Here is an 11,727-nt window from a genome sequence, read left to right as displayed (position 1 = left end):
TTTATAATGATTTAATGAGGTCGTGCAGATAGTTTATCTTATCTAAACTTCATGAATTTAGGAAATTATAGATGACTGCAGAAATAGCAATTTTTAACAAAACCGCCATTGCCTTAGCTGCAGACTCAGCAGCAACCATTACAAGTAATGGTGTTCATAAAAAAATATATAATGGCTCAGAAAAACTTTTTACTTTATCAAAACACCATCCAGTAGGTGTAATGATTTATGGAAATAGTGAAGTGTGTGGTGCACCTTGGGAGCTATTAATTAAAAGTTTCCGAGCAGAAAACAAAGACACATCATATCCGACATTGAATGAATGGTGTCAGGCATTTTTTAATTATGCTTCAAGCAACGACAAAATAATCACGAAACAAATGCGCGAGAATTACATAATGGCATTTCACTTTAATGACATTATGCCCGGAATGTTTAAGGACATTAACAAATTAGCTGAAGAAGAATCTGTTAAAATTGCTCGCGTGGTTACCATAGATGAATATCATTCAATAACAAACACTTACCTTGATGATTTCATTTCATTGTTAAACGACTGTCCATATTTTGAAGACTTTGACGAAAACGACGCACGGGATTCCCTCAACATCATTTCAAATTACTTAGATACGTTATGTAACGATTTTATAATTAGTGATGACCGAGGCGTTCCAGAGGAAATTAAACAAAAAATCCTCACCATTCTCTCTTTGACATCTACAAAAAAATCTCCTTTAGGCATTACAAGTGGTATTGTTTTCGCAGGGTTTGGTAATGACGAGTATTACCCTTCTATATTAGCTTTTGACGTTTTTGGATTCCTAGGTAATAAAGTTAGGAAAATATTCAATATTGCCAAGAGCTCTGTGAGTTCAGATGCAAATGTAATTCCATATGCTCAAGACCAAGAGGTACAACTATTTTTAAAAGGTTGCTACGACGATCTATTGATTCATGGTCAACAAACGTATGCGAACTGCCATGATGAGACGTTGAGTCAAGTGCAAACTGTCCTACAAGAATCATTGCCAGTTGAGCTCGCGTCCGAACTTTACGAAAAAATAAAAGTAAATACAGAAGGCTACATACCGACTGCTGAGGCAAGTGTTAACTCTTTTATCAACATGAACTATAACCAGAAAGTTATGAGTATGCTGTCTTTTCTGCCTAAGCAAGAACTAGCTTATATGGCAGAATCTTTAGTTAATTTGACCGCTTTCAAACGAAAAGTATCAGATGATCATGAAACTGTTGGTGGTCCAATTGATGTTGCATTAATATCTAAAACAGACGGTTTTATTTGGGTGAAACGTAAGCACTATTTCTCTCCAGAACTCAATCATCATTTCTTTAGCAAAAATGAGTAAAGCACTAACAAAAGGGGACACTATGAAAGAACTTGAGAAAACAATAATTGTCAATAAATTCAGAGAGATATACAAAAACAAGCAAAGTCAAAAAACTGAACAGCAAAGTGTGCTGAACAGTTTTAAAGCAGCATAAGTACTAACCCGGCTAACGAGCCGGGTTTCTATTACGCCTTCTCCTCTACTAGTCCAACTTCCCAAGCATCTCTGCTTCATTAAGTTTCGCCCTCCTGACAACGAAAAAATTTCTCTAGTTCGGATCAGTCTCGCCGCAACATAAACTTTATGTTTATATAAAAATACCCATATTGTTGACACCCAACTAAACTTTGTGTTTAATTATTCTTGCAAAGACGCACCACGACCCACCAAGGCAGGATGCCCACGAAGTAGCCGCCGACGGCATACGAATAGTCGGATGAGGTGGAGAGATTGACGCGCATCAGGTGTAAACGTTCCGCTGGCCGGCGAGAAGGCAAACGAGGGTGAGAATGATTGATTTCGCACGCAAACCAGGACGGCAGCAGGCCGTAAAACTTAACTTGTTCGAAGTGATTCTTCGCCGCTTATGCTACCTGCTGGCGCAAAAGGGGAATCCAGATGTGTAACTCAACGAAATGCGGGTACTGCGGCAAGCCGGTTGAACCGGAGAAAGTAGTCAAAAGTACCCTTCTCTATCGCAACGGCGCGCAGTTGGCGCGCAAAGAAAAAGAATACTGCTCTGAACGTTGTGCTTCGTACGACCAGATGGCCCACGAGGCATAACGTATAAGCCGCGCAAGGCGGCCCGTACGTCCGGTGCTCCCGACCAAAGTTACACCGGAAACTACTTAAAAAACCAAAGTTCACCCAATGGGCGCTTTCTCTGGCCCGGGGATCTTACATCCAAAAAAGAGGATCTCACATGGAATTTTTCTATGTAGTTAAGGCTACGCAGAAATCAGGCAAAGATGATGCAGTGATTTGGTTCACTGCGAAATCAGAAGCCCGTGCCAACCTGCAGCTCGATGTTGAGCTGGAAGATGCCGGTATTGAAACCGGCCGCGGTAAGGATTATGCCAAACCGTTTCGCACCGATTTCCCTGTTTACAACGATCTGCCTGAAGAAAGCACAGTGGATTACACCTGGTGCAAACGCTACGAACTGGACGAAGACCAGCGTACGTGGAAAGTGAAGTTACAGCATGAAGATTCTTACCAGAACTCTTCTGAGCAGTCGACTTGCAGTATTACTGTTACCGACACAAAGATGCCTGAGCTGCTCACGGTTGCTACGCTCCCACTGCGTCAGCGCATTCTGGCTCAGTTCATTTCTGACGAGTACGCCTATCACATCGACACTGAGCAGAAGAGAGAAATTCAGCAACTCGAGATGGATGTAGATAACAGCTACGTTCAAAACATGCTGCTCGCTGCAGAGAATGTCGATGCGTTCAAAAAAGCGACTGAATTCGAAATTGCCCGGGTTGTTGAGGCTCTGAAGACTGTCTTCCCATTAGACGGGAAACGGACAGAGTTATCGCTGGTAATTCATTTCTTTAAGACCTGGTTCAACACCGAGCATATCGATCGCGGCATTCTCGTTCGCGAATGGGCTAACGGTAATCGCATCAGTAATGTTCAGCGCACTGATTCTGGTACCAATGCAGACGGCGGCCATGTAACGGATCGCGGCGAAGGCGCGCACCACACTCTGGACACTCTCGATCTTGAGATCGCATGCGCCCTGCTGCCTATGGATTTCCATCACTTTGAAATCCCATCAAGCGTTTTACGTCGCGCCAAAGAAATCGTGTGGAAGAAAGAAGAGCCATGGAAGTCATGGAGCGCCATCCTGCGTAATCAGCCCGGCGTACTGGAGGTGAACCGTGCGGCAATCTTCAATCTGATCCGCATAGCGCCGGAAAACATCCACCACACGCCAGCGGCTCATCTTGAGTTTGTGAATAAAACCATGACTGCTGAGTTTAACTCTGCATTGGAGCTACTGCCGTTGCCTACCCCTGCAGTTGAGACTGAAGCCCCAGGTGAACAACCGCAGGTTGAAAATCTCGGCAGCGGCGTGTTCTCCATCGATGGCCTGATGGGTGGAAATACCGAACCGGTCGTCAATACCTCCTCAAATGAAGTCGAAAAAACGGAAAACGCAGCGGAGACCACCAGCGATGTGCAGATGGAAACGGCTAAGCCAGAGAAAGACGAAGATGTTGGTTCGGTACCACCAAGCGAAAGCACTGATGCAGCTAATACGCAGACAGATTCCCTAGCGCCGGAAGATCAGCAGTCAGAGCCCGTAATCGAATATCCGGCTTACTTCGAGCCTGGCCGCTACGAAGGTCTGCCGAATCATGTTTATCACGCAGCAAACGGTATTAGCTCAACCCAGGTAAAAGATGCCCGCGTTAGCCTGATGTACTTCAACGCGCGCCATGTGGCTAAAACCATCCCGCGAACAGCATCCAAAGTGCTGGATATGGGAAATCTGGTGCACGCTCTTGCACTGCAGCCGGAAAACCTCGAAGCAGAGTTCAGCGTAGAACCTGAGATCCCGGAGGGTGCTTTCACCACCACCGCAACCCTGCGCGAGTTCATTGACGCGTACAACGCCAGCCTGCCGGCGCTGCTGAGCGCCGACGAGATTAAAGCGTTGCTTGAAGAACATAACGCATCCCTTCCCGCTCAAGTGCCGCTTGGCGGCAGCCTGGAAGAAACGGCTCAAAGCTATATGGTTCTCCCTGCTGAGTTCCAGCGTATTGAAGAAGGCCAGAAGCAGACAGCAACGGCAATGAAGGCATGCATCAAAGAGTACAACGCTACCCTGCCGCCGCAGGTGAAAACAAACGGTAGCCGCGACGCGCTGCTCGAACAATTAGCGATCATCAATCCTGATTTGGTGGCACAAGAAGCGCAGAAACCTACACCGCTGAAAGTGTCTGGTACTAAAGCAGACATGATCCAGGCAGTTAAATCAGTTAAGCCCGATGCCATGTTCGCCGACGAATTGCTGGATGCCTGGCGCGACAACCCTGGCGAAAAGATTTTGGTTACCCGCCAGCAGTTGGCCACCGCGCGAGCAATTCAGTCCGCACTACTGGCGCACCCGACCGCGGGCATGCTGCTAACACATCCAAGCCGCGCCGTTGAAGTGAGCTATTTCGGTTTCGACGACGAAACCGGATTAGAAGTGCGTGTACGCCCTGACCTCGAGATTGAACTGGACGGCGTGCGCATCGGTGCGGACCTGAAAACCATCAGCATGTGGAATGTGAAGCAGGAAAGCCTGCGCGCCAGACTGCACCGGGAAATCATTGACCGGGACTACCACCTCAGTGCGGCTATGTATTGCGAGACCGCGGCGCTGGACCAGTTCTTCTGGATTTTTGTCAACAAAGACGAGAACTACCACTGGATCGCTATCATTGAGGCGTCCACCGAACTGCTGGAACTGGGCATGCTCGAGTACCGCAAAACGATGCGCGCCATCGCAACCGGATTCGACACGGGCGAATGGCCAGCGCCGATCACTACCGATTACACCGATGAACTGAACGACTTCGACCTGCGCCGCCTCGAAGCGCTGCGCGCTCAGGCTTAAGGGGGATTTATGCATAACACAAACGTTACCGTTGCTGACCAGAACACCGTTATTAACTCTAATGTGGCTCTGTTTGATTCCCAGTATCTGAATGCCATCAGCACGTTTGCGCAGATCATGGCGCAGGGCACCGCTACAGTTCCTAAGCATCTGCAGGGCAATCAGGCCGACTGCATGGCTGTAGCGATGCAAGCGGCACAGTGGCAGATGAATCCCTTTGCCGTGGCGCAGAAGACGCACCTTATTAACGGTGTGCTCGGGTATGAAGCGCAGCTGGTTAATGCCGTCATTTCACGAAGCGGCGTGCTGGCCAGCCGCTTTGAATATGAATGGTACGGGCCATGGGAAAAGGTTGTTGGGAAATTCCATATCCGTAAAGGCGACAAAGGCGAGTACCGGGCCCCTGGCTGGACCCTTGCTGATGAAGCCGGAATCGGCATCATCATCCGCGCAACGCTTAAAGGTGAGGATCAGCCGAGAGAACTCGATTTGCTGCTGGCTCAGGCCCGTACCCGAAATTCTACTCTCTGGGCAGACGATCCTCGCCAGCAACTGGCGTACCTGGCCGTCAAACGCTGGGCGAGACTGTTCTGCCCGGATGTGATTCTGGGCGTTTACACCCCTGATGAGCTGGATGATCGACGAGAAGAACGAGAGGTAAACCCTGCACCGGTGCAGCACGTTAGCCTTGCAGACATTTCAGGTGACAACGTCACTACCACTCAAACGGCTCAGGAATCCGCTCAAAACATCGATGCACTTGCTGATGATTTTCGTGACCGCATCGAGGCGGCTCAGGACGTGGATAGCGCTAAAGCTCTGCGCGCAGATATTGAAACCGTGAAAGCAACGCTGGGTTCTGCCCTGTTCACTGAGCTGAAAAACAAGGCCGTGAAGCGTTATTACCTGGTTGATGCACGGAACAAAGTCGAAGCAGCAATCAATTCCTTGCCACCTTCAGATGAACCCGATGCAGCTGCGCGGTTCGCAGAGGTAGAGCGCGTTCTTGCATCGTCTAAACGCCATCTGGGCGACGAATTGCATGGTCAGTTCAGCATCACCCTGGCGGATATGAAACCGGAATACGTGGACTAACGAGATCGGGAGGGGAAACCCTCCCTCAAGGAGAAGAAATGCGACTGATTAATAGAGGCAGTAAGCAATCCCCTTTAGCTCGCCAGGCATGTGAAATCGCACTCGCAGCCCACCAGCAAAGATATGGTGATTATGGGCGCAGCAAGATGAAAGAGACTTATACGGTGAGAGTGGAAGGCGTGAAGGTCTGGGTTGAAGTGGTCAACTGCAAGGCAAGCTACGTGGCCACAGCAATGACCGGCATGCGCCGACTGCGTTCCCTGCCCGGCCAGGCAAACTGAAACTGAAATATCAACGACTACAGACCGGCATATCTATACTCATGCCGGTTACCTGAGGTGAACCATGTCGCAGGTAATTTTTAACGAAGAATGGGTTGTTGGCGCAAGACTCACAGAAAAAACAGGCCTGACCGAACGACAGATTGAGAAGTATCGCCAGGGCTGTTGGGTGGAAGGTGTCCATTTTAAACGGGTTTCTCCTTCCGGAGAAAAAACCTTGCGTGGCACAACCTGGTACAACTATCCGAGAATTAATCAGTTAATAAGGGATGCGTAAGATGGCAGCTTTGCCTACAGGTGTCGAAATCAGAAACAATAAGATTTGTATCTGGTTTATGTACCGAGGAAAGCGTTGCCGAGAAATCCTCAAAGGTTGGATTAACACCCCGGCGAACATCAAAAAAGCCGGGAATCTTCGGGCTGTGATCGTTAGTGAGATCAACCTTGGAGAGTTTGATTACCACCAGCGCTTTCCTTCATCGTCCAGAGCAAAAAAAACCGTAACCACTGTTTCAGTTCAAACCTTTTCAGAGCTGTGTGAACTGTGGACGAGCATTAAAGAAACCGAAATTAGCGCGAATACCATGCGTAAGACGCGCTCACAACTCGGTACGTTAATGCACATCATTAACGGAGATACGCCTGTTTCAACTATACGCCACAGCGACATTCTGAAATACAGAAAGGAGCTGTTGAACGGTGAGACACTTTACCTGGCAAATCCCAGAAGTAACAAACAGGGACGCACTGTGCGTACCGTTAACAACTATATATCGCTTCTGTGCTCCCTTCTTCGGTTTGCACACAAATCTGGCTTTATCAGTGGCAAACCCTTTGAAGGGATCAAGAAACTACACAAAGGGAAAGTAAAACCGGATCCTTTAACGAAGCAGGAGTTTAGTTTGCTTGCGGAATCCGAGCGTGGCCAAAGCCTCAATATGTGGACGTTCGCAGTTTATACTGGTGTCCGTCATGGAGAGCTTGCAGCTCTTGCCTGGGAAGATATCGACTGGGAAAAAGGTACGGCTCATATACAGCGCAACCTTAATGCGCTAGGAATGTTCGTCCCACCAAAAACCGATGCAGGTGATCGAGTTATCACTCTATTAGAGCCAGCACTGGAGGCCTTGAAGGCACAGCGTACGCTGACTTCATTACAGCCCAAAACCGAGATTGTTTTTCATCACCGTGAGTATGGTGCGATGGAATATCAAAACTTGCGATTTGTTTTCATGCCCAGGATGCGCAAGGGCAAACAGAAAGCCTACTACTCTTTATCGAGTATCGGCTCCAGATTTAACGCAGCTGTAAAACGTGCTGGTATTCGCCGCCGGAATCCGTACCATACGCGGCATACTTTTGCCTGCTGGCTGTTATCTGCCGGCGCTAACCCGTCTTTCATAGCCAGCCAGATGGGGCATGAAAACGCGCAAATGGTTTATGAAGTCTACGGTGCGTGGATTGAAGAAATGAATGGCGAACAGGTGCTGATGCTTAACGATAAGCTGGCACGCTGAAAAATTTTTGCCCCTATTATGCCCCTATTGGCTCCGAAGGTAGTAATAAATGCAAGAAAATCAATCAAATACAAAGAAAGAGCAATACAACCTGAATAAACTGCAAAAGCGCCTGCGCCGTAACGTGGGCGAGGCCATTGCGGACTTCAACATGATTGAAGAAGGCGACCGCATCATGGTTTGCCTGTCAGGGGGTAAAGACAGCTACACCATGCTGGAGATCCTGCGTAATCTTCAGCAAAGCGCGCCGGTGAATTTTTCCCTGGTGGCGGTCAACCTTGACCAGAAACAGCCAGGCTTCCCGGAGCACATTCTGCCGGAATATCTTGAACAGCTGGGCGTTGAGTACAAAATCGTCGAAGAAAACACCTACGGCATCGTGAAAGAGAAGATCCCGGAAGGGAAAACCACCTGCTCGCTTTGCTCCCGTCTGCGCCGCGGCATTCTCTATCGTACCGCAACGGAACTGGGCGCGACCAAAATTGCGCTGGGCCATCACCGCGACGATATCCTGCAAACGCTGTTCCTTAACATGTTCTACGGCGGCAAGATGAAAGGCATGCCGCCTAAGCTGATGAGCGATGACGGCAAGCATATTGTGATCCGCCCTCTTGCCTACTGCCGGGAAAAAGACATTGAGCGTTTTTCTCAGGCGAAAGGGTTCCCGATCATTCCATGCAATCTGTGCGGCTCACAGCCGAACCTGCAGCGTCAGGTGATCGGCGACATGCTGCGCGACTGGGACAAACGTTATCCGGGCCGTATTGAGACCATGTTCAGCGCGATGCAGAACGTGGTTCCTTCCCACCTCGCTGACGTAGAGCTGTTCGACTTCAAAGGTATCAACCACGGCTCGGAGGTGGTGAATGGTGGCGATTTGGCGTTTGACCGGGAAGAGATCCCAATGCAGCCTGCGGGCTGGCAGCCGGAAGACGAGGACAATCAGTTCGAAGAGTTGCGTCTGAACGTGCTTGAAGTGAAATAAGCGATGGGCGTCTCAGAAGGACCTTCTGAGACGCTTTATGCCTTATTTCAGCAGATGTACGCGGCAGGTTTTGCCTTTAATCTTGCCGTTTTGCAGCTGCTTCCACGCCTTATGCGCAACCGCCTGGCGAACCGCCACGTACACGTGTGCCGGATGAACCGCAATTTTCCCGATATCCGCCCCTTCCAGCCCCACATCTCCGGTCAGTGCGCCCAGCACATCCCCCGGTCGCATCTTGGCCTTTTTGCCGCCATCAATGCACAGCGTCGCCATTTCGGCCTCCAGCGGCACGAGCCTGACGTTCCCCGGCGCGTTCACCCAGTTCAGTTTGATCTGCAACATTTCAGAGAGAATATTGGCGCGCTGCGCCTCTTCCGGCGCGCAGAAACTGATGGCCAGCCCGCTGTTTCCGGCGCGAGCAGTGCGACCAATACGGTGGACGTGCACTTCAGGATCCCATGCCAGCTCATAGTTCACCACCAGTTCAAGGGATTTGATATCCAGGCCGCGTGCTGCCACGTCGGTCGCCACCAGCACGCGCGCGCTGCCGTTAGCAAAGCGCACCAGCGTCCGATCGCGATCGCGCTGTTCCAGGTCGCCGTGCAGCGACAGCGCGCTCTGCCCCGCCGCATTCAGGGCATCACAAACCGACTGGCAGTCTTTTTTGGTATTACAGAACACCACGCATGACGCAGGCTGGTGCTGGCTCAGCAGTTTCTGCAGGAGAGGGATTTTTCCCTGCTGCGAGGTTTCAAAGAACTGCTGTTCGATGGCCGGCAGAGCATCGACGCTGTCGATCTCAATGGTGAGCGGATTATTCTGCACGCGACCGCTGATCGCGGCGATGGCTTCAGGCCAGGTCGCAGAGAACAGCAGCGTCTGACGATCGGCCGGCGCGAAGCGGATCACTTCATCAATGGCATCGCTGAAGCCCATATCCAGCATCCTGTCCGCCTCGTCCATCACCAGCGTGCTTAAGGCATCGAGCGAAACGGTGCCTTTTTGCAGGTGATCAAGCAGGCGGCCGGGCGTCGCGACAATAATGTGCGGCGCGTGCTGGAGCGAATCGCGCTGTGCGCCAAACGGCTGCCCACCGCAGAGGGTTAAGATCTTGGTATTGGGCAGGAAACGCGCCAGGCGACGCAGTTCACCCGCGACCTGGTCTGCCAGCTCGCGGGTCGGGCACAGCACCAGTGACTGGGTCTGAAACAGCGACGCGTCAATATGCTGCAGCAGACCAAGACCGAAAGCGGCCGTTTTCCCACTGCCCGTTTTCGCCTGCACGCGCACGTCCCGGCCTTCAAGGATAGCGGGTAGCGCGGCCGCCTGAACAGGCGTCATCGTGAGGTATCCCAACTCGTTGAGGTTGTCGAGTTGGGCGGCAGGCAGAACATTCAGGGTAGAAAAAGCGGTCACAATAATCTCTCGTGGTCATCTTTACGGTCAGATGGCGCGTATCCTCGCAGATCTCGGGGTTCGATGCGACAATTTAATCGGTTCTTCGTCCGGCGGCGGGTCTGGCATCGGCTGCGGACGCGGAATGGGATCGGGCATCGGCACGGGATCGGTGGGAACAGGATCGGACTGACGCGCGTGTTGCAGTAGCAGAGCGAGTAAAATGCTCATCTTTCCCTCCAGGATTTGCTGTCGTCCCTTTTAGGGTAGACGCTGAGAAACAGGAGGCAAAAAAAAGCCGACTATAAAGTCGGCGTCGTACGAATCAATTGTGCTATGCAGTAATTCAAAAAAGGAAGTAAGACAATATGGAGCGCAACGCCCATCGCTTGACGTTGCATTCACCTGCGGGAGTAATATTGCACCTTACGGGGGTGATGTTTATTGACTTCGCTCAATTAAAAGAGCGTTTTAATCCTCGAAAAAGGTGAAAAAATCGTAAATTTACAGCCATTTACTACGATGCAACCACCATGCAACACCACCAATCAAAACAACTAACATGACGCAAAACGCGGTGAAGCCGTACCGATATTCGCCGCCGGGTATACCGCCCAGATTGACGCCAAAAAGCCCTGTCAGAAATGTGCTGGGTAAAAAGACCATCGCCATCAGGGACATCGTGTAGGTTCTTCTCGCCAGCGACTCCTGCATCACCTGCGCGATTTCATCCGCCATCACCGCCGTTCGGGCAATACAAGAATCGATCTCATCCAGACCGCGGCCCAGCCTGTCAGCAATGTCCTGCATCCGGCGGCGCTGATCGTCATTCATCCAGTTGAGTCTTTCACTGGCCAGACGGGCATATACATCCCGTTGTGGTGTCATATACCGACGCATCACGATCAGCTGCTTGCGCAATAGCGCCAGAAAGCCGCGCGGCGGGATCTGCTGATCGAGCAGATTATCTTCCAGGTCGATGATTTTATCGTGCAGCTCTTCAATAAATTCGCTCGCATGATCGGTCAGGGCGTCACAGACGTCCACCAGCCAGCTGCCGCAGTCAACCGGTCCGGTCCCCTCTTTGAGGTCGTTCACGATGTCATCCAGCGCCAGAACCTTACGCTGACGTGTGGAAACAATCAGCCCATCGTCCATATAAACGCGCATCGCAACCAGCTGATCGGGACGTTCATCCGTGCTGCCGTTTATACAGCGCAGGGTGATAAGCGTCCCGTCACCCATCCTGCTTACGCGAGGCCGCAGGCTTTCCCCCGCCAGCGCATCGCGTACGTTGTTAGGCAGCAGCGGAGTCGAGGCCAGCCAGTCAGCGCTGTCCGGGTGGGTATAGTTCAGATGTAGCCAGCAGGGATGCTCTTTATCAATGACATCATCATCTTCCAGCGGTCGGGCGCCGCCGCGACCGTCCAGCACCCACGCAAAAACTGCGTCAGGAACGTTAAGTTCGGATCCTTTAATGCTCTCCACAGCG

General features: G+C 50.8%; 11 protein-coding genes and 1 pseudogene. 9 read left to right on the top strand and 3 right to left on the bottom strand.

Going from position 1 to position 11,727, the window contains the following annotated elements:
• The first annotated feature begins 71 nt into the window (after positions 1-71).
• The 9 genes and pseudogenes from INF77_RS13660 to ttcA all read left to right on the top strand — a co-directional run bounded on the left by INF77_RS13660 (position 72) and on the right by ttcA (position 8,840).
• Entirely contained in the window at positions 72-1,367 is a 1,296-nt protein-coding gene (locus INF77_RS13660; protein WP_131634501.1) for a hypothetical protein, read from the top strand.
• A 452-nt stretch (positions 1,368-1,819) separates the two neighbouring features.
• Positions 1,820-1,975 (top strand): annotated as a pseudogene (locus INF77_RS23255) (hypothetical protein); the annotation flags it as partial.
• The gene (locus INF77_RS13655) at positions 1,968-2,132 is read left to right on the top strand and encodes a YdaE family protein (protein ID WP_047651444.1); all 165 of its coding nucleotides are present in this window, start codon (positions 1,968-1,970) and stop codon (positions 2,130-2,132) included. The pseudogene INF77_RS23255 and the gene INF77_RS13655, both read left to right, overlap by 8 nt.
• 139 nt (positions 2,133-2,271) lie before the next feature.
• A complete protein-coding gene (locus tag INF77_RS13650; RefSeq protein ID WP_193532924.1) occupies positions 2,272-4,962 on the top strand; it encodes a RecE family exodeoxyribonuclease in 2,691 nt (896 codons plus the stop codon).
• Between the two features lie 9 nt (positions 4,963-4,971).
• Complete coding sequence (locus INF77_RS13645; protein WP_193532925.1) at positions 4,972-6,057, top strand: RecT family recombinase; 1,086 nt, start codon at positions 4,972-4,974, stop codon at positions 6,055-6,057.
• 38 nt (positions 6,058-6,095) lie between these two features.
• Complete coding sequence (locus INF77_RS13640; protein WP_020882485.1) at positions 6,096-6,338, top strand: DUF4060 family protein; 243 nt, start codon at positions 6,096-6,098, stop codon at positions 6,336-6,338.
• Positions 6,339-6,402: 64 nt separating this feature from the next.
• The gene (xisR, locus tag INF77_RS13635; RefSeq protein ID WP_014884030.1) at positions 6,403-6,615 is read left to right on the top strand and encodes an excisionase family protein; all 213 of its coding nucleotides are present in this window, start codon (positions 6,403-6,405) and stop codon (positions 6,613-6,615) included.
• 1 nt (position 6,616) lies between these two features.
• Positions 6,617-7,855 carry a site-specific integrase gene (locus tag INF77_RS13630; RefSeq protein WP_136431216.1) on the top strand — a complete coding sequence of 413 codons (1,239 nt, stop codon included), beginning with the start codon at positions 6,617-6,619 and terminating at the stop codon, positions 7,853-7,855.
• A gap of 49 nt (positions 7,856-7,904) precedes the next feature.
• The gene (gene ttcA / locus INF77_RS13625) at positions 7,905-8,840 is read left to right on the top strand and encodes a tRNA 2-thiocytidine(32) synthetase TtcA (RefSeq protein WP_028013348.1); all 936 of its coding nucleotides are present in this window, start codon (positions 7,905-7,907) and stop codon (positions 8,838-8,840) included.
• A gap of 42 nt (positions 8,841-8,882) precedes the next feature.
• Here the strand turns inward: ttcA and dbpA are convergent, their stop codons facing one another.
• From dbpA to zntB, 3 genes are all read right to left on the bottom strand, one after another.
• Positions 8,883-10,256: an ATP-dependent RNA helicase DbpA gene (gene dbpA / locus INF77_RS13620; protein ID WP_193532926.1), complete on the bottom strand. Its 1,374-nt coding sequence runs from the start codon at positions 10,254-10,256 to the stop codon at positions 8,883-8,885.
• 27 nt (positions 10,257-10,283) lie between these two features.
• On the bottom strand, positions 10,284-10,448 hold the full coding sequence (locus tag INF77_RS23250; RefSeq protein WP_305143948.1) for a hypothetical protein: 165 nt from the start codon (positions 10,446-10,448) through the stop codon (positions 10,284-10,286).
• Between the two features lie 291 nt (positions 10,449-10,739).
• On the bottom strand, positions 10,740-11,723 hold the full coding sequence (gene zntB, locus INF77_RS13615; RefSeq protein ID WP_028013350.1) for a zinc transporter ZntB: 984 nt from the start codon (positions 11,721-11,723) through the stop codon (positions 10,740-10,742).
• Positions 11,724-11,727: the final 4 nt, after the last annotated feature.

This window comes from Enterobacter cloacae complex sp. P1B (genome assembly GCF_014982345.1).
Taxonomy (GTDB): Bacteria; Pseudomonadota; Gammaproteobacteria; order Enterobacterales; family Enterobacteriaceae; genus Enterobacter; species Enterobacter bugandensis.
This window is presented reverse-complemented; position numbering and strand designations above follow the sequence as displayed.